This is a genomic window from Flavobacterium sp. GL_143, from assembly GCF_057834355.1.
Window position 1 is genome coordinate 1,095,128 of sequence record NZ_CM174401.1, and the last position, 19,589, is coordinate 1,114,716.

Here is a 19,589-nt window from a genome sequence, read left to right on the forward strand (position 1 = left end):
AAATCTCGAAAAATCGAGATTTTATATCTTAAAACCAGCCTTTCTTACCTACTTGGTAGGTTTGATAAAACTCTTCGTCAGTTTTAGTTAAGTAAATAATTCCTTCTACAAGACCTATTATTCCTCCAACTCCGCAAGTTACCACTCCGATAACTAACTGAATAATACCTTCTTGAGTATACCCTAAAATAAATTTATGAATACCTAATCCTCCTAGCAGAATTGCTAGAACTCCGGCAAGTACTTTTTTATTTTCTGGTTTTACAATTTGTGGGTTGTTCCACTCTTCAGATTTTGAATTTTCCATTTTTATTAGTTAAATAATTTATAATGAATAAAAATAGAAATTTTATTGAGAAAATTCACAAATCCGTCTTAAAATTTTTTACTCATGAACAAACTGCTTTAATTTTATCAACGATTACTTGGGCTAAACGCTCATGACTTTCGAATGTCCAACCTGCAATATGCGGTGTTAAAATTACTTTTCGACCATCTAATAAATACTGAAAAGCCTCGGGAGTATCTTTGTCCTGAAAAAGTGTTTCGAAAGATAATTTTTCATATTCTAAAACATCTAAACCAGCTCCAAGCACTTTCCCTGATTGCATTGCGGTAACTAAATCGGCGGTAACAATGTTCTTACCTCTTGAGGTGTTAATTATCCATAATGGCTTTTTGAATGCATTAATAAATGCTGTATCGACCATTTTATCTGTTTCTGGAGTCCACGGAATATGCAAACTCAATACATCGGTTTTTTCTTGAAGCTCTTTTAATGAAACTTGTTTAGCATTTTTATCTCCAACATTATCCTGAATATCATAACATAAAACTTCTACCTCAAAACCTCTAAGTTTTTTTGCAAATGCTTTACCCATATTACCATAACCTATAATCCCTACTGTTTTTCCGTCAAGTTCATAACCACGATTACTTTCTCGGTTCCATTGTCCCGAACGTATTTCGCTATCGGCAAGATTTAGTTTATTAAAAAGAGACAGAATCATTCCTAATGTATGCTCTGCAACTGCATTACAATTTCCCTCGGGAGCAGCAATTAGTTCGATATCTTTAGAGAGAGCATAATCACAATCTATGCTTTCTAATCCCGCCCCAACACGTGCTATAAATTTTAAATTTGTTGCTTTATCTATAAATTGTTTGTCGATTTTAAAACGACTTCTGATTACAATTCCCTGATAATCCTGAATTTTTGCTTCAATTTCTTCTTTAGTAGAAGTAAAATCGGCATGATTTTCAAATCCAGCTTCCTGTAATTGTTCCCAAAGAATTGGGTGATTGCTATCGATATGTAAAACTTTAATTGGCATGAAATTAAGACTTAAATTAGATAAACAAAGTAACAAAAAAAATACGGGTTTTGGTTTTAACCAAAAGAATTCGCTAAGAAATGTGTAAATTCGCATAAAACGATTTTATGAAAACAATTGGATTGATTGGTGGCATGTCATGGGAAAGTTCTTCTTTATATTATCAAATAATAAATAGGAGTGTTCAAGAAAAACTTGGTGGTGTTCATTCCTGTAAATCCGTAATGTACTCAGTAGATTTTAATGAAATTGCAACTTTGCAAAAAGAAGGCAATTGGAATAAATTAGGAATATTAATGTCAGACGCGGCTCAACAACTAGAAAAAGCAGGAGCTGATTTTATCATATTATGCACAAACACAATGCATAAATTATCTGATGAAATAGAAAAAAGCGTATCAATTCCTTTAATTCATATTGTCGACGCAACTGCTGAGAAGATTAATGCAGAAAATTTTAGAAAAATAGGATTGTTAGGAACTTCATTTACAATGGAGCAAGATTTCTTTAAAGGTCGCTTGCTCGACAAATATAAAATAGAAACTATAATCCCTAATCAAGAACAAAGAGTCGAAATTCATCGAATAATATATGAAGAATTGGTAAAAGGAATAATAAATACCGATTCAAGAACTATTTTTTTAGATATAATAACCGATTTAATAAGCCAAGGCGCCGAAGGAATTATATTAGGATGTACCGAAATTGAACTACTAATTACCAACGAATACACAGCAACCAAATTATTTAATACAGCAGCAATTCATGCGCAAAAAGCTGTAGAACTCGCACTGAAATAACAATATAAAAATGAAATTAACAAAAACATTTAAGGCCTTTTTTCAAAGTGAAAAATCAGGAGGTCTGATTTTACTTTTCGTAACTATTCTTTCTCTTTTTTTAGCAAACTCTATTTTCCAAAACGATTATATTGCTTTTTGGGAAACCAATATCGGACATCATTCTATTACACATTGGATAAATGATGGTTTGATGACTATCTTCTTTCTTTTGATAGGATTAGAATTAGAACGCGAAATTTATCAAGGAGAATTAACTAGTATAAAAAATGCTTCATTACCAATTTTTGGTGCTTTGGGCGGAATGCTTATTCCTGCGGGAATATTTTTATTACTGAATTTTGGAACTGATACACAAAACGGAGCTGGAATCCCGATGGCAACCGACATTGCTTTTGCAATTGGAATTCTATCTCTTTTAGGAAACAAAGTTCCATCTTCTCTAAAAGTATTCCTTACTGCTCTTGCCGTAATCGATGATTTGGGTGCTATTGTAGTTATTGCGTTATTCTATACTACAACTATATCGTTCCTATATTTAGCTTTGGCTTTTGCTGTTTTAGGTGTGTTATTTATTTTTAATCGAATGAAAGTTCACAATCTCTATGTTTATTTAATTGGTGGAGTTATCATGTGGTATTTTATGCTAAATTCTGGAGTTCACGCTACAATAACAGGTGTTTTACTTGCTTTTGTAATTCCGTTTGGAGATGGCGGCAAGAAAACTTCTTCTTATAAACTACAGCACTTTTTACATAAACCAGTTGCGTTTTTTATCTTACCATTGTTTGCATTGGCAAATACGTGCATTGCTATAAACTCTGATTGGCATGAAGGTTTAAGTCATCCTAATACACTAGGAATTATTTTAGGATTAGTTGTTGGGAAACCTTTAGGAATAACTCTATTTGCTTTCTTAGGTGTTGCATTAGGAATTTGTACGTTACCAAAAGAACTTAAATGGTCTTACGTTATAGGTGCAGGGATGCTGGGCGGAATTGGATTTACAATGTCCATATTTATAACCCTACTTGCTTTTAAAGATCCAGAAGTCATTAATTTTTCCAAAATAGCAATTTTGCTTGCTTCATTTATTGCAGGATTACTGGGATTCATCTGGCTAAAATTGACTTTAAAGAAACGTATTAAGAATACTTAAAAACAAAAAAGGACTTTCGGTTAAAACTGAAAGTCCTTTTTTTATAAAAACACTATTTTTAAAACTATCCTTTAATTTGCTTTAAAGAAGTTTTGATTCCTTTAATTAGAGATGAACTAAAACCATTATGTTCCATTTCATTCAATCCAACAATTGTACAGCCTTGTGGTGTTGTTACGCGATCGATTAATTGTTCAGGATGTACTTTTTCCTCTAGTAACATTTTGGCTGCTCCCTTTACGGTTTGCGCCGCTATAGCCAATGCTGTTTGAGAATCAAATCCTATTTCTATTCCTGCTTGCATCGAAGCACGAATATATCGCAAAGCATACGCTGTACCGCAAGCCCCTAAAACAGTTGCAGCATCCATTAACTTTTCGTCAATAATTGGAGCTGTTCCTAAATCTTCAAATAAAGTTACAACTGGTAACGCTTGTGCTCTATCTTTTTCGGTAAATGAAATACACGTAGCCGATTCTCCAAATTGCGCTGCAATATTAGGCATGATTCGTACTACATGATGCTCCTGATTGGTTTTGTTTTGAAGCACATCAATAGCAAGACCACTTACTGCCGAAGCAATTGTTTTATTAAAAATCACAGGAAGGATTTCTGTCAAAACCGTATCAACCTGATATGGCTTTATAGTCAGGATAACAAGATCTGCTTCTTGTATATTATGTTTATTATCTGATGAAACTGTAATTCCTAATTCTTGCAAATACAAGATACTAGCTGTATTTCTTCTGGTAATTGTAACTTGATTATTCTTTGAGAATTTTGCAATCCCTAAGGCTATAGAAACCCCAAGGTTTCCTCCTCCTATTATGTGTACTTTCATTCTGGTTGTAATTTATAGTTTTTTGGTTGTTTTGGTTTAATAGATTTGAGTCTTAAAAAGACTCTAAGAGCATGAAATATAGTGGTTAAGTATATTTAAATTCATGCTTTTATTTTTATAATAACTTGCCTTTTAATAATATAGATGCAATTGTAAAGTAAATAACTAATCCTGTTACATCAACTAATGTTGCTACAAATGGTGCAGATGAAGTTGCTGGATCCAGCTTAAGTTTTTTTAGCATAAATGGTATCATCGATCCAGATAACGTTCCCCACAATACAATAAATAATAAAGAAAAAGAAACCGTTAGTGCAACAAAAAACCAATGGATTCCATATTCATACAATCCTGTTTTTTGCCATATCATGATTCTTATAAAACCAACAATTCCTAATATAGAACCCAATAAAAAACCTGATGCAATTTCTTTTTTCATTACATACCACCAGTCTTTTAGTGTTAACTCTTTTAAGGCCATTGCACGAATAATAAGTGTTGCAGCTTGTGATCCCGAATTACCTCCACTAGAAATAATAAGTGGAACAAATAAAGCCAAGACAACAGCTTTCTCTATTTCTCCTTCAAAAAAGCCCATTGCAGATGCAGTAAACATTTCTCCAATAAACAGAACCACCAACCAGGTAGCTCTTTTTTTAACCATTTCAAAAAGGGTAGTTTCTACATACGGTAATTCAAGAGCTTCCAAACCCCCAAATTTCTGAATGTCCTCGGTATCCCTTTTTTCTATTTCATCTCTTATGACATCGATAACATCATCAATCGTAATGCGACCTACCAAACGTCCCAGTTCATCTACAACAGGAATTGCTTCCAGGTCATATTTTTCCATGATACGCCCTACTTCAACATCGGGAGTTTCTACATCTACATAATGTAATTTCTTAATGTAAACCTCGCTAACAGGAGTTCGTGTAGAAGTGGTTAATAAATCCTTAAGCGACAAACGCCCTTTTAATCTATCTTCATCATCGACTACATAAATAGAATGTACTCTTGAAATATTTTCTGCCTGAATTCGCATTTCTTTCACACAAGTAAGCACATTCCAATTTTCATTGACTTTTACCAACTCTTTGTGCATGATTCCCCCTGCAGTATTCTCGGCGTAACGTAATAAATCGACAATGCCTTTAGCATGTTCTACGTCCTGAAGTTCAGATATTACTTCGGCTTTTCTATCTTTCGATAATTCACCAATAATATCAGCAGCATCATTTGTTTCTAATTCGTCAAGCTCCTCGGCAATCTCTTTTGGCGAAAGCCTGCTTAATATATTCTCACGCAAATCATCTTCTAATTCCAGAAGAATCTCAGCGGTTTTTTCGCTATCTAATACTTTAAATATGTAAGTTGCTTTATCAAAATCCAGTTCATCCAGGATTTCGGCAATATCAGCATGGTGAATATCATTCAATAAAACTTCCAATTGCTTGTCGTTTTTACTCTGAATGAGTGTTTCTAATTCTTGTATTAGACCTTTGCTGATTTTAAACTCCATCGGCTTCTATTTTCTGAGTTAATGCTATAAATTCTGCCACGTTTAGTTGTTCCGGGCGTAAATCAAAGATAGTGTCTTCTCTTAACTTGTCTGATAAATTTAATGTTTTCAAACTGTTACGTAACGTTTTCCTACGTTGCTGGAAAGCTGTTTTCACTACTGTAAAGAATAACTTTTCGCCGCAAGGCAAACTGTAATCTTCTTTTCGGGTCATTTTCATAACTCCCGATTTTACTTTGGGGGGCGGAATAAATACATTCTCATCTACCGTAAACAAGTATTCGGTATCATAAAAAGCCTGTGCCAAAACCGATAGTATCCCATAAGCTTTAGACCCTTTCTTTTCACAAATACGTTGTGCTACTTCTTTTTGAAACATTCCAGAAAATTCTGGAATCTGATCACGATATTCTAATGTTTTAAAAACAATCTGAGTAGAAATATTATATGGGAAATTCCCAATTATAGCAAATTGTTTTTTCTCAAAAACTTCATTTATATCATACTTCAAAAAATCCTTTGAAATAATTTTATCTTTTAATTTTGGATAATTCTCATCTAGATAAGTTACCGATTCAGTATCAATTTCGATAACATAGGTATTGATTGGCTTTTCTAACAAGTATTTGGTTAACACACCCATTCCTGGTCCAATTTCCAGAACCTCGTCATATCCTTTTAAACTTAACGTATCTGCTATTGCCTTAGCGATGCTTTCATCCTTAAGGAAATGCTGTCCGAGATGTTTTTTGGCTTTTACTTTTTCCATTTATTTTAGATTATCAGATTGTTAGATTATTGAGTTTTTTGAAATATCAATCCACTCAAATATCAAATAATCTATTTTTTATTAATTTCCCGAAGTTGTTGAATATCTAGTAAATCCTTAGCTCTATTCGCTTTAATTTTACTTGTAATCAAGTCTTCTAAAGATAAAACATTCCATCTTAAAAATGTTTTGTCATTTACAGTTACTTCCTCACTGTCATTGTAAGCTTCTTCAAAAGTTTTATTTACCGAAAATTTGGTAATTAATTCTAAATCTAAATCAATTGGAGAAAATTTCACTGAAATATTCTGTTCTTGTTTTTTTACATTTTCAGGGAAATCAGTAATTTCATACCCCATCTCATTGAAAACAACAACTAATTTTTTAAAATTTTCATCTGTTGTTTCTATCCAAAAATCAACATCTGCTGAATGTCTTTGATAACCATGGAAGTTAACGGCTCCCCCACCAACCATAAGCATTCGAACTTGATGTTTGTTAGCTAAAGTAATGAACTCGTTAATGTTTTGATCCCACAATTTTAGCATCCTACTTTGATTTTATAACAATCAGAAAATTATCTTTATTCTTATCTTCTTTATTCTTAACAGGAAACTTGCTCACACGTTCCATCAAACGAAAAAAGCTATATACCCTTTCCGTTTTAGACAACTTCAAGAAATCCTCTTGTTGTTGTTTATTGCTCTGTTCCTTAGTTTGAAATTTAATTTCCATTTATATTTTCAGATTGTTAGACTCTCCAAAATATCAAATAATCTATTTAATGCTCCGAGATAAACTCTAATTCTGTTCTAAAAGAAAGCATTTTATCTGCAAATAATCGTAATGCTTCCTGACTGAAAGCTGGTTCGTCTTCAAGGTAATATTTCTCTAACGTTTCCTTACTATCAGTAACATATTGAACAGAATAAGTAATCCCTCCCATTTCTTCATCTACTAAAACTTTTACTATTCTTGCAGATGAAAATTTTCCTGTTGCTAAAATTTCAGGAATATGTTTTTGTTGCATCCAATTTAACCATTGGTTATGCACACTTTCATGTATGTTTGTGGTGATGTTGTAAATAATCATTTTTATCTGTTTAATCGTTTTTTCGGTTAATCGGTTAAACGAATAACCAATTAAACCTAGCTATAAATTGGTATCGCCTCGCAATTCCCTGTATCTCTTTCTGGCATCTACAAAATAAATACTATCCTGATGGTTAAAGATTACTTTCTCATATAAGGCTTTTGCCTTTTCAAAATCCTGTAATTTCTTATTGTAAATTTCTGCCGAAAAGAACAATGCTTCATCAATATAGATTCCGTCACTATGTTGATCGATAATCAATTGGTATTGACTTAAAGCCGAATTATAATCGCCTAAGTCTTCGTAAATTTGTCCTAATCGCAGCAAAGTTACGGCTTCTATTTCTTGTCCTTTAAAAGTTTTTAATATATTTTGAAATTGAGCTATCGCATCTTGATTTCTATTTTGATATATAAGATAGTCTCCCTTTGCAAATTGCTTCAAAGCCGTTTGTGTAGAATCGGCAACTGTATTATCATTTATCAATAAAAAATACTCCAAAGCATCATTTGCAATCAACTGTGTATTAGCCGATTTTAACTCTTTAAACTGTTTTAAAGCCCACACAAAATCGGTTTTAAAATAACTCGTTTTGGCAGCTTTTAAACTCGCTTCATGCGCCATAACATCGTTTTTAAGATCCAATTCTATTTGTGAATAATACAATAACGCCTGATTAAATTTTTCTTCAAAAAGTAAAATATCAGCTAATTCCATTTTAGCCTCTGCTTTTTGATAATCATTCAGTTGTAATTCGAGTGCATTCTTAACAATCGTTTTTGCTTCTTCCGATTTTTTTAAATCAAAAGCCAAAAAATGTGCTTGAATTAATTGCAAAGATAAGGTAAAAGGACTTATGCCGTAAGTTGTTAGCAATTCTTGGAGTCCTGTATTAATTACTGGATATTCTTTTTCGGTTGCTTTGTCAATTTTTATTTTATACAAATAGGTATTTGCCTGTACAAGCAAACTTAAATCTTTTGTATTCTCCAGAACAAAAGCTAAAATCTCCTGAGCTGCTTCGGGATCTTCATCATCAATCGCAAACTGAGCCAAATTAACAATACTCGAAAGTGATTCGGGATCACGTTTGTAAATTGCTTTTTCCTGAATAAATGCTTTTGCAAACTCTTTTTGTTGCACATAAAACCAACTCAAATAATGATTCCAAAAAACATCTTGGTCTTTTTGAGTTCTTAAAATAAGTGCTTTTCGTAATGCATCGTTAAAACTTGTATCGGCAGCATCTGCCATAAACCTTGATAACTGACTCTGAATTAACGGAGTGTTTTGTTGATTTTCATTAGATTCTGTCAACAAAGTTTCAATCATCATATCAGTCTTACCCATTTGTCCGTAGAGTAAACCAATCTGAAAATTAAAATTAAAGCTAGGCTGAATTTTCGATGCCATTTGATACGCTTTTAAAGCATATTCCAATAACACTTTTTTCTCAAAAGAATTGGCAATACCAAATACCTCATTAGGATTTGTAGAGATTTTATCTAAAGCCTGATCGTAGTAGTTTTTGGCTTTAGCATCATTTTTTTGTAATTGAAAATTATATCCCAGTTCAATTAAAATAGTACCTTGTTTGTACTTATTAAATCGATTTTGGATAATTTTTTCGGCTACATCAAACTGTTGTAGTTGTTGATAACAATCAATAGTTCGATAAAAATATTGTGTGTTCGAAGGATTAGTATCCAACAATTCCTGATAGCTGATTTTTGCTTTTTCAAAATCACCTTTATCGTAATAATATTGCGCTAATTGTTCATTTTGAGCAAATGTAAATAGCGAGAATGATAAAGTAATAAATAGAAAGAGCTTTTTCATCTTCGGTTTTTAGTTACAGTTTTAGTATTCAGTCTCAGTAACAGTTTTCAGTTTCCAAACTGGACTGAAAACTGCAACCGAATACTGTTTACTAAAAAGATTAGTCTATAATATCAAACCCACAGTATGGTCGTAATACTTCTGGAATTACGATTCCCTCTGGTGTTTGGTAATTTTCAAGAATTCCCGCAAGTACTCTTGGCAAAGCCAATGAGCTTCCGTTTAATGTATGAGCCAATTGATTTTTTCCGTCTTTATCTTTAAAACGTAATTTCAAACGGTTCGCTTGAAAAGTTTCGAAGTTAGAAACTGAACTAATCTCTAACCAACGATCTTGTGCTGTAGAGAAAACTTCAAAGTCATATGTCAATGCTGCTGTAAAACCCATATCACCACCACACAAACGTAAAATTCGGTAAGGTAACTTTAATTCTTGCAAAATAGTTTTCACATGCTCCACCATTCCGTCAAGCGCTTTATATGAATTATCCGGATGCTCAACACGTACAATTTCTACTTTGTCAAATTGGTGCAAACGGTTTAATCCACGTACGTGAGCTCCATAAGAACCCGCCTCACGACGGAAACAAGGCGTATATGCTGTATGTAAAACAGGTAATTCGCTTTCGCTCAAAATAACATCACGGAATAAATTCGTAACAGGAACTTCGGCAGTTGGGATTAAGTATAAATCGTCAATAGTCGAATGATACATTTGTCCTTCTTTGTCTGGCAACTGTCCTGTTCCATATCCTGAAGCTTCGTTTACTAAATGCGGAACTTGCACTTCATTATATCCTGCGGCAGTATTTTTATCTAAAAAATAATTGATTAAAGCACGTTGCAATCTAGCACCTTTTCCTTTATAAACAGGAAATCCAGCACCAGCTATTTTTACACCAAGCTCAAAATCGATAATATCATATTTTTTTACCAAATCCCAATGTGGTTGTGCACCTTCATGCAAAACTGGAATTTCACCCTCTTCAAAAACATTCAAATTGTCTTCTGGAGTTTTCCCTGCTGGTACAATATCAGCTGGAAGGTTTGGCAATGCATATAATTTTTGAGTTAAATCCTGAGCCAAAACATCAGCTTTGTCTGCTAACTCTTTACTTTTTTCTTTTAATACAACTGTTTTCTCTTTTAAAATTGCGGCTTTAGATTTTTCACCCGCTTTCATCAATTCGCCAATATCTTTGGATAATTTATTAGATTCAGACAAAATGTTATCCAACTCAACTTGAGTTGCACGACGTTTTTCATCTAGTTGCACCACTTCTTCAACAGCGCTTTTGGCATCGATATTTCGTTTTGCCAAAGCTGTGATTACTTTTTCCTGATTTTCTCTAATAAATGCGATTTGTAACATAGCTTAAATTTTGTAACTATTGTATATTTATATATTAAGGAAGCAAATTTAAGGAAATGTTTGCTAAGAATGGGACAAAGTTTATAGGGAAAGGTAATTTCTTACTTATAAAAAAATATTATTCCAGAAACTGTTGTCCTCCTGAGCGGAGTCAAAGAATCACAAAGTTGCACAAAGGCGACACAAAGACTCCCAAAAGTTTAATTAAATAGAAATAAATACAATACTTTGTCCTCTTGAGTAGAGTTTAAGTATCAAATAGTTACCAAAAATAATTCTGATAACTTTACAATATCATTGTTCTCTAATCCCTCTTTCTTCTTACATCTTAAATCTTCCTTCTCTCTTCTCACAAACTCCATTTCACACAAACTCACCCTTTGAACCTTTGCTACTCCGAACCTAAGAACTTTCTTTTAAGCTCTTTTAATTTCATGACCCACAAATTCCTCCAAAGTAGCAAACATATCATCTACCGAAAGAACCTCTAAATCAGGATGTGATTTTAAAAAATTAGCGTTCAACGTAACCAGGTTTTCTTCTATTTCATAAAAAGTATCATTATTCAGCAAATCTCTTATTGGGTTTACACCTTCTAATTTTCCTTTAAGGAATTTATTAAGTTTTACGCTGCTCATTAATTTTACTTTTTTGCTTTGTTGTTGGAATAATTCCAAGTGTTTTTCGGCACCAAGCAAAGCCAAACCTTCTTCGATTAACTCATTTAACTCAGCATTCCAACTCGAATTATATACAAATTGAGCAAAATTTCCCTCTGTACATTGCGAAGTGTAATAATCTAAATAATAACTCATCAAAGCATCCTCATGAATCAAGTCATCATCAATACCTTCCTCACGCATTAAGTTAATTACCGAAATATTAGAGTGAATTATATCTTGAAGATTCTCACTATTCATTGCCGTTTCAGAAACTATTATTCTACCGAATTCCATCTTGTTTTATGTTTAGATTTTGTTTTGCAAATTTCAGTTAAATTAAACCAGAAAAGAAATACAATCTGATTTATATCCCGTCTAATCCGTCCTTTCCCATTTTTTCATTCATTTTTGTAACCAAAGCTTTCAAACGTAATGCTTTTGCTTTTTTCTCCTCCTGAAGTTTAGTCTTTTTTCGGTTTAGCAATTTGGTATGCAAAGCCTTGTTTTTGGTATTTTTTTCAGGTCCTTTTGCCATGATTTCTATGCTTATTTAATTCCGCTTACAAAGATATGAAACTGAATGGGAATAATTTACTGGGCGTTTCCCTCCGGGTCGGGCTATTCACTACAAGTCCTCGCACTTCCTACGTCAGGCTGTGGGCTATCCGCTGCTATCCCTAACGCAAACCCATTTTCATAAGAAATATAAATTCACAATATTATTATGTAACAAAAAACACTATTTTAGCATTGAATTAAAATTATTCATCGCCCAAATTCTATTAAAATATTATACCTATGAAAAAAATTTTTATTGCAGCTATTTCACTTTTATCCTTCTCAATGTATTCTCAAAGTCGATATGAACTACAAGATAAAGGAACAGAAAGACTCTATCTTTCAGATACTATTATACAAATGGCTACTAATAAAGTTATTACAAATGAGCCAATGCTTATTGTAGATGGAGTAACATATACTTATCAAGACTTAGAAAAAAAGAAACTTACATTTTCAAAAAATCAAATTCTAAAGATTACAACTGTTGACAGACAAAAAGCAATTAGTCTTTATGGAGATACTGAGGGAGTAGGTGTTTTAATTATAAAAACAGTTAACGCTTCATATTAACCGCATGCCAAAAATACATCATTTAAACTGTGTTAAAATTGTTTCACCAGTTAACGATAATGTCTGTGGACATTGCCTATTGATTGAAGAGAATGATAAACTCTTTTTAATTGATACTGGCATTGGGCTTTTAGACATCCAAAAACCATTAGAAAGAATCGGCCAACAACTTATAGATATTGTTGGCTATAGCTTTAACGAAAATCAAACCGCCATAAAGCAAATCGAGGAATTAGGACTTGACCCTGAAAAAGTTACTGATTGCGTTATTTCCCATCTCGATAACGACCACATAGGAGGCCTTGCCGATTTCCCTAATGCAACAGTTCACGTAGGAATCGAAGAATATGAAAACTTCAATTCAGAAAATCCAAGATACTTAAAAACACCATTAGCACATAATCCAACGATTAAAACTTATGGAAAATCCGACTTTAATTGGTTCGGATTTGAAGCTAGAAAAGTCATTACAAATACCGAAACAGAAATTTTTCTTGTTCCACTTTTCGGACATACTTCAGGACATTGTGGCGTAGTAATAAAAACAGACAACAAATGGATGTTTTACATTGCAGACGCATATTACATGAGACTAGAACTTAATGATAGTGAGCATCCCGTAAATCAGTTAGCCAAAATGAGGGCAGACAACAATGATTTAAGATTAAACAGTTTAGATAAAATAAGAAATTTAATAAATGAGCATCCTGAAATAGCAGTTTTTGGATATCATGACATCGAAGAGTTTAAACTTTACGAGAATTAAGCTAGCAAAACAAGATAACATCTTAAATACTTTCAATCAGAATACAAGAATTATATCTGTTCTAAAAAAATTATATAACATTGATTTAAATGGACACTCGAAAAATCAAATTAGTAGACTATGAAAATGTTGGTGATTTTAAAATTCAGCTTCTTCATAAATTAAATCTATTCGACTCCAATAAAAATTGTGAAAGTGAATTTTACGAAAGAATTCAGAATTATCTAAATAGAAACAGTCAACTAATAATTGAAATTTCTATCTCTAAAACTGAACTATCAAATAAAATCTACACTAAAATATTAAGAAAGTTAACAGCACAAGAAATACCCGAAAATTATCCATCAAATGCTTCTAATATGGAAACACAAGCTTATTTTAGAGAAATAAGCGGAGAAGAATTTAACTTACTTAAATTGAAAGCAGAAAATGATAGTATCCTAGAAGTAAATTCTTTTATGACTGAATTTGAAAAAATCAACAACTTCAGTAATTTAAAAATAAGTATTCAACAATAGATCTCGACTGTCAAAATCTCATATAAACTTTACAGTATTCTGTTTTAAATTAGTACATATTTCAAACCACATAACATTAAATCGAATACTAAATTGAACGCTTTTAATTGGATAAACAATCAAAACTCAGAATTTGAAAAAGCATTCTCATATCTTAAAAGAATGAGGGATTTAACTACAAGTGCTAAAAAAACTTTTGAATTATTAAAAGAATTGAATTCTGAAACTCCCGATTTACAATCTGATGTTTTAATCTCCGAATTTAATAAAATCCAATATCACTCAAATACTTATAGTTATTTTTACTTCTATTTTCCTATAGTTACTCATATTTTATACTACAAACCGAAATATGAAAAGGATATTTTAAAATATTTAGTCGGTCCAAATTTTGCAAATGGAACATCAGAAGTCCATGAAATGATTTCGATGATTACAGAAACCATGAAATTTAAACTTAACGAAGACAAATATTATTTGACTAGAGAAAGCCAGTTTTGGGTTACAAATGAACTTCCTAAACTCGAAAAACAAGTTCAACGAGAAATAGACATTTGCTGGAAAGAATTAGACGAATAAATCTACTAGATATAAATTATTATAATTGTATTTTTAACAAGCGAACATATCAAAAAAATAAGCATTTAAAAATATAAATAATGATGGGAAGAATAGCATTAGAATACTATGTTTTAGATGTATTCTCTAATACAAGTTACAAAGGAAACCCTTTGTCTGTCGTTTTTACTGATGGAAATTTAAACTTAGAAGTTTATCAAAATATTGCAAAGGAATTTGGTTATTCTGAGACTTCATTTGTTTATTATTCTAAAGTACAAAAGGCTCTTAATGTGCGTTCTTTTACTCCAATAGGCTTTGAGATAGACGGAGCTGGACACAATTTGTTAGGTGCCGTTTGTGGTGCATTATTAAAAAAAATACCAATATTTGATGAGCAAGATGAAAACAATCGTTTTGTAATCATGAAAAATGCCCCGATACGAGTAACAGCAAGTTTTGATTCAGTCACACAATATCCTATTGTACAAATGCATCAAAAACAAGCTATTATAAAACACCAAGTCCCTACTTATAAAATAGCAATAGCATTAGGTTTAAAAATAGAAGATTTAGAAGTTAATATGCTCGTTCCAACTGTGGTACAAACAGAAGTTTCGCACGTAATGGTTCCGATTAGAAATAGCCAATTATTAAACGGCTGTACTCCTGACAACAAACTTTTAATCGAAATTTCAAAAGAACATCAATTTGAAGGTTTTTATTGTTTTACTATTACTGATGAAGATCAAGATAATATTGTTGAAGCCAGATTTTTCAATCCAATAATCGGAATAGAAGAAGATGCCGCTACTGGAACTGCTGCAGGCCCTCTAATCGGTTTTTTGACAAAAAATAAGTATACACAACCAAACAAAGAATATAAGATTCTACAAGGCGTAAAATTAAATCAATCCTCAATAATAGAAATAATGAGTAGACAAAATGATATTTTAGTTGGTGGATCTTCAGCTATAACAATGCGTGGCGAACTTTATATTTAGATAAAATCAAACCAGATCAGATTTCTTTTTAATTCTTTCCTACAACTACCAACATAGCCACTTCATGGAGATTATAATAAAAACAATAACATTTATATCAATAATAATTTTAATCGTTTTACCAATCGTAATATTAAATAAAATATATAAACGAAATACTAAAAACATATTCATCACATACTTAATCACCAGCATCATAACAACTTTTATTCTCGTTTTAATTGTAGGATGGTGGGGAAGCTTTTCAAATGAGATTCTACTTTCTTATTATGGATTTGATTTTGATGCTATGAACGATATTGAAAGATTTAAAAACGTAGCCCTTGAAAATTTAGATAAAGTAAAAGAACTAGAAAAAAATACGCTAGGAATTGGTTGGCCACTTAAAGCTTTTATGTTTTTTCTAATTTACTCACCATATCTATTAATTGTCTACATCTCAACTTATTTTTACAGAAAAAACAGCAAGCACAAGTTAGTAGCGAAATAAATTATGTTTACTCTAAATTTATATCTATTAGAACCAATTTCATTACTACAACACTTAGATTAATAAAATTAAGGGGTAAGATTTAAATTTTTATTCTCCATAAATGCGCTAAAATTATACCGCAAAGCTTCACAAAGTTTACACAGAGTCTCGCAAAGATTTTTTACTAGTAAAACTTAAAATAGTTTCTCAGAAATTACCAGACACTAAGCTCTTTTAGCATAAACAATACTTCAGGTTTTAACCGCAGAGTATGAAAGAGAAAAACGCAAAGGTTCGCAAAAGCTATTGATTAAACTTTGCGAACCTTTGTGTTTTCTTTTGCGCTTTTTGCGAAACAACTTTTCACAAAATCCCAAAAAGTTAAGCCAAAAAAAAATCCTCATCAATACTTGATGAGGATTTTAAAGAAAGGCGACGACATACTCTCCCACATAACTGCAGTACCATCTGCGCAGGCGGGCTTAACTACTCTGTTCGGGATGGGAAGAGGTGAGCCCCGCCGCAATAACCACCTTAAGGTTGTTAGTTGTTGGTTTTTGGTTGGCGGTTGATGGATTTCTCCAGCAACTATCAACTATTAACCATCAACTGCTCTGCGTCGAGCAAATATCTTAACACACTGAGATAAAGAAAAAAGTATTTTTTAGAAAGTTTCTCCCCCACGCCGAAGCGTGGGGAAAAGCGTACATAAGCTTACGGATTATTAGTACTACTCGACTATGACATTACTGCCTTTACATCTATAGCCTATCAACGTGGTCATCTCCCACGATCCTTAAAAGAAATCTCATCTTGTGGTGGGTTTCGCGCTTATATGCTTTCAGCGCTTATCCCTTCCAAACGTAGCTACTCTGCGGTGCTCCTGGCGGAACAACAGATACACTAGAGGTTTGTCCAATTCGGTCCTCTCGTACTAGAATCAGATCCACTCAAATTTCTTGCGCCCACAGTAGATAGAGACCGAACTGTCTCACGACGTTCTGAACCCAGCTCGCGTGCCACTTTAATGGGCGAACAGCCCAACCCTTGGGACCTTCTCCAGCCCCAGGATGTGACGAGCCGACATCGAGGTGCCAAACCCCCCCGTCGATATGAGCTCTTGGGGGAGATCAGCCTGTTATCCCCGGCGTACCTTTTATCCTTTGAGCGATGGCCCTTCCATGCGGAACCACCGGATCACTATGCTCTACTTTCGTACCTGATCGACCTGTATGTCTCTCAGTCAAGCTCCCTTATGCCATTGCACTCTACGCACGGTTACCAAGCGTACTGAGGGAACCTTTAGAAGCCTCCGTTACTCTTTTGGAGGCGACCACCCCAGTCAAACTACCCACCAAGCAATGTCCCCCGCTTGAGCGGGGTTAGGCCTCAGATAAACAAAGGGTTGTATTTCAACAATGACTCCACAACGCCTAGCGACGCCACTTCACAGTCTCCAACCTATCCTACACATCATTTATCCAAGGTCAATACTAAGCTATAGTAAAGGTGCACAGGGTCTTTTCGTCCCACTGCGGGTAAGCGGCATCTTCACCGCTACTACAATTTCACCGAGCTCATGGCTGAGACAGTGTCCAGATCGTTACACCATTCGTGCAGGTCGGAACTTACCCGACAAGGAATTTCGCTACCTTAGGACCGTTATAGTTACGGCCGCCGTTTACTGGGGCTTCAATTCAATGCTTCTCCGAAGATAACATCTCCTCTTAACCTTCCAGCACCGGGCAGGTGTCAGGCCCTATACTTCATCTTACGATTTTGCAGAGCCCTGTGTTTTTGATAAACAGTCGCCTGGACCTCTTCACTGCGGCCAGCATTGCTGCTGGCGACCTTTCTCCCGAAGTTACAGGTCTATTTTGCCTAATTCCTTAGCCATGAATCTCTCGAGCACCTTAGGATTCTCTCCTCGACTACCTGTGTCGGTTTGCGGTACGGGTACTTATTACCTGAAGTTTAGAGGTTTTTCTTGGAAGCCCTTAGGCGCACTATCTCTTTGACCGAAGTCTCCGAGTACTATCGTATTTCCCCAAGCCGCGTGGATTTGCCTGCGCAGCTTATAGGTAGGTACTTCAACGAACTATTCCGTCAGTTCGCGGCGCTTTCATCACTCCGTCACCCCATCACAGTAATAAGTAGTACGGGAATATTAACCCGTGGTCCATCGACTGTCCCTTTCGGGTTCGCCTTAGGTCCCGACTAACCCACAGCTGATTAGCATAGCTGTGGAAACCTTAGTCTTTCGGTGTGCGGGTTTCTCGCCCGCATTATCGTTACTTATGCCTACATTTTCTTTTCTAACCAGTCCAGCATGCCTTACGACACACCTTCAACCCTGTTAGAATGCTCCCCTACCACTTTGACCTAAGTCAAAATCCATAGCTTCGGTAATATGTTTATGCCCGATTATTATCCATGCTCGTCCGCTCGACTAGTGAGCTGTTACGCACTCTTTAAATGAATGGCTGCTTCCAAGCCAACATCCTAGCTGTCTGGGCAGACAAACCTCGTTCTTTCAACTTAACATATATTTGGGGACCTTAGCTGATGGTCTGGGTTCTTTCCCTCTCGGACTTGGACCTTAGCACCCAAGCCCTCACTGTTGTGAAACATTATATAGCATTCGGAGTTTGTCAGGAATTGGTAGGCGGTGAAGCCCCCGCATCCAATCAGTAGCTCTACCTCTATATAACTTTATGCACAACGCTGCACCTAAATGCATTTCGGGGAGTACGAGCTATTTCCGAGTTTGATTGGCCTTTCACCCCTACCCACAGGTCATCCGAAGACTTTTCAACGTCAACCGGTTCGGTCCTCCACTGTGTGTTACCACAGCTTCAACCTGCCCATGGGTAGATCACACGGTTTCGCGTCTAACACTACTGACTAAAGCGCCCTATTCAGACTCGCTTTCGCTACGGATCCGTGGCTTAACCACTTATCCTTGCCAGCAACGTTAACTCGTAGGCTCATTATGCAAAAGGCACGCCGTCACCCCACGAAAGGGCTCCGACCGCTTGTAAGCGTATGGTTTCAGGATCTATTTCACTCCGTTATTCACGGTTCTTTTCACCTTTCCCTCACGGTACTGGTTCACTATCGGTCTCTCAGGAGTATTTAGCCTTAGCGGATGGTCCCGCCAAATTCAGACAGGGTTTCACGTGCCCCGCCCTACTCAGGATACCACTATCCTTTACACTCATTACCTATACGGGACTATCACCCTCTATGGTTCTACTTTCCAGTAGATTCTAATTCTTTGTGCAAGAAATGTCGTGGTCCTACAACCCCAACATTGCCGTAACAACATTGGTTTGGGCTAATCCGCGTTCGCTCGCCACTACTTACGGAATCACTTTTGTTTTCTTCTCCTCCGCCTACTTAGATGTTTCAGTTCAGCGGGTTTGCCCACCTATCGGTGTACTATGTCTTCAACATAGTGGGTTGCCCCATTCAGGTATTTACGGATCAATTCGTGTGTGCCGATCCCCGTAACTTTTCGCAGCTTATCACGCCTTTCATCGCCTCTGAGAGCCAAGGCATCCCCCATACGCCCTTATTTTGCTTATTGTACCAGTCTTGATAAATCAAGACCGTTTTCTTTATCGTCTGTATCACTACTTTCAATAAAAAATGCTTTCTACTTTTTATTATTTTCTTATCTCAATATGTCAATGAACTTTTATTTGGTTGCTCGAATCTGGTTGTTAGTTGTTAGGTAAACCCATCAA

General features: G+C 34.7%; 19 protein-coding genes and 2 rRNA genes. 8 read left to right on the top strand and 13 right to left on the bottom strand.

Annotation, left to right across the window (positions count from 1 at the left end; genetic code table 11):
- Positions 1-28 precede the first annotated feature (28 nt).
- Positions 29-307, bottom strand: coding sequence for a TM2 domain-containing protein (locus AC3IPI_RS04610; RefSeq protein WP_039116557.1), 279 nt, complete (start codon positions 305-307; stop codon positions 29-31).
- A gap of 82 nt (positions 308-389) precedes the next feature.
- Entirely contained in the window at positions 390-1,334 is a 945-nt protein-coding gene (locus tag AC3IPI_RS04615; protein WP_489157440.1) for a 2-hydroxyacid dehydrogenase, read from the bottom strand.
- 107 nt (positions 1,335-1,441) lie between these two features.
- On the opposite strand from AC3IPI_RS04615, the gene AC3IPI_RS04620 reads away from it, so the two are divergent.
- Complete coding sequence (locus tag AC3IPI_RS04620; RefSeq protein WP_039118131.1) at positions 1,442-2,134, top strand: aspartate/glutamate racemase family protein; 693 nt, start codon at positions 1,442-1,444, stop codon at positions 2,132-2,134.
- Between the two features lie 10 nt (positions 2,135-2,144).
- Positions 2,145-3,293, top strand: coding sequence for a Na+/H+ antiporter NhaA (nhaA, locus tag AC3IPI_RS04625; RefSeq protein WP_489157442.1), 1,149 nt, complete (start codon positions 2,145-2,147; stop codon positions 3,291-3,293).
- Positions 3,294-3,357: 64 nt separating this feature from the next.
- Here the strand turns inward: nhaA and proC are convergent, their stop codons facing one another.
- The 9 genes from proC to AC3IPI_RS04670 form a co-directional block, all read right to left on the bottom strand.
- Positions 3,358-4,134, bottom strand: coding sequence for a pyrroline-5-carboxylate reductase (gene proC, locus AC3IPI_RS04630; RefSeq protein WP_039116562.1), 777 nt, complete (start codon positions 4,132-4,134; stop codon positions 3,358-3,360).
- A 115-nt stretch (positions 4,135-4,249) separates the two neighbouring features.
- Positions 4,250-5,656 carry a magnesium transporter gene (mgtE, locus tag AC3IPI_RS04635; protein WP_039118128.1) on the bottom strand — a complete coding sequence of 469 codons (1,407 nt, stop codon included), beginning with the start codon at positions 5,654-5,656 and terminating at the stop codon, positions 4,250-4,252.
- Positions 5,646-6,425 carry a 16S rRNA (adenine(1518)-N(6)/adenine(1519)-N(6))-dimethyltransferase RsmA gene (rsmA, locus tag AC3IPI_RS04640; protein WP_086895766.1) on the bottom strand — a complete coding sequence of 260 codons (780 nt, stop codon included), beginning with the start codon at positions 6,423-6,425 and terminating at the stop codon, positions 5,646-5,648. The genes mgtE and rsmA overlap by 11 nt, the downstream gene beginning before the upstream one ends.
- Before the next feature lie 71 nt (positions 6,426-6,496).
- Positions 6,497-6,973, bottom strand: a complete 477-nt coding sequence (locus AC3IPI_RS04645; protein ID WP_039118127.1) for a nucleotidyl transferase AbiEii/AbiGii toxin family protein — start codon at positions 6,971-6,973, stop codon at positions 6,497-6,499.
- Between the two features lie 233 nt (positions 6,974-7,206).
- Entirely contained in the window at positions 7,207-7,518 is a 312-nt protein-coding gene (locus tag AC3IPI_RS04650) for a DUF4286 family protein (protein ID WP_039116568.1), read from the bottom strand.
- A gap of 60 nt (positions 7,519-7,578) precedes the next feature.
- Entirely contained in the window at positions 7,579-9,357 is a 1,779-nt protein-coding gene (locus tag AC3IPI_RS04655) for a tetratricopeptide repeat protein (protein WP_489157446.1), read from the bottom strand.
- Positions 9,358-9,457: 100 nt separating this feature from the next.
- Positions 9,458-10,729: a serine--tRNA ligase gene (serS, locus tag AC3IPI_RS04660; protein WP_039118123.1), complete on the bottom strand. Its 1,272-nt coding sequence runs from the start codon at positions 10,727-10,729 to the stop codon at positions 9,458-9,460.
- Positions 10,730-11,145: 416 nt separating this feature from the next.
- Positions 11,146-11,685, bottom strand: a complete 540-nt coding sequence (locus tag AC3IPI_RS04665; RefSeq protein WP_039118122.1) for a DMP19 family protein — start codon at positions 11,683-11,685, stop codon at positions 11,146-11,148.
- 70 nt (positions 11,686-11,755) lie between these two features.
- The gene (locus AC3IPI_RS04670) at positions 11,756-11,926 is read right to left on the bottom strand and encodes a hypothetical protein (protein WP_165572136.1); all 171 of its coding nucleotides are present in this window, start codon (positions 11,924-11,926) and stop codon (positions 11,756-11,758) included.
- 263 nt (positions 11,927-12,189) lie between these two features.
- Here AC3IPI_RS04670 and AC3IPI_RS04675 point away from each other — a divergent pair, with 263 nt between their 5' ends.
- From AC3IPI_RS04675 to AC3IPI_RS04700, 6 genes are all read left to right on the top strand, one after another.
- Positions 12,190-12,522 carry a hypothetical protein gene (locus tag AC3IPI_RS04675; protein WP_039118121.1) on the top strand — a complete coding sequence of 111 codons (333 nt, stop codon included), beginning with the start codon at positions 12,190-12,192 and terminating at the stop codon, positions 12,520-12,522.
- Between the two features lie 4 nt (positions 12,523-12,526).
- The gene (locus tag AC3IPI_RS04680; RefSeq protein ID WP_489157449.1) at positions 12,527-13,288 is read left to right on the top strand and encodes an MBL fold metallo-hydrolase; all 762 of its coding nucleotides are present in this window, start codon (positions 12,527-12,529) and stop codon (positions 13,286-13,288) included.
- A gap of 89 nt (positions 13,289-13,377) precedes the next feature.
- A complete protein-coding gene (locus tag AC3IPI_RS04685) occupies positions 13,378-13,806 on the top strand; it encodes a hypothetical protein (RefSeq protein WP_489157451.1) in 429 nt (142 codons plus the stop codon).
- A gap of 93 nt (positions 13,807-13,899) precedes the next feature.
- The gene (locus tag AC3IPI_RS04690) at positions 13,900-14,385 is read left to right on the top strand and encodes a hypothetical protein (protein ID WP_489157453.1); all 486 of its coding nucleotides are present in this window, start codon (positions 13,900-13,902) and stop codon (positions 14,383-14,385) included.
- Positions 14,386-14,465: 80 nt separating this feature from the next.
- Positions 14,466-15,368 (top strand): PhzF family phenazine biosynthesis protein, encoded by a 903-nt coding sequence (locus tag AC3IPI_RS04695; RefSeq protein WP_489157455.1) that lies wholly within the window; start codon positions 14,466-14,468, stop codon positions 15,366-15,368.
- A 64-nt stretch (positions 15,369-15,432) separates the two neighbouring features.
- Positions 15,433-15,858 carry a hypothetical protein gene (locus tag AC3IPI_RS04700; RefSeq protein WP_489157457.1) on the top strand — a complete coding sequence of 142 codons (426 nt, stop codon included), beginning with the start codon at positions 15,433-15,435 and terminating at the stop codon, positions 15,856-15,858.
- 409 nt (positions 15,859-16,267) lie between these two features.
- Here the strand turns inward: AC3IPI_RS04700 and rrf are convergent.
- Positions 16,268-16,377, bottom strand: a 5S ribosomal RNA gene (gene rrf, locus AC3IPI_RS04705).
- Positions 16,378-16,544: 167 nt separating this feature from the next.
- Positions 16,545-19,429, bottom strand: a 23S ribosomal RNA gene (locus AC3IPI_RS04710).
- Positions 19,430-19,589 lie beyond the last annotated feature (160 nt).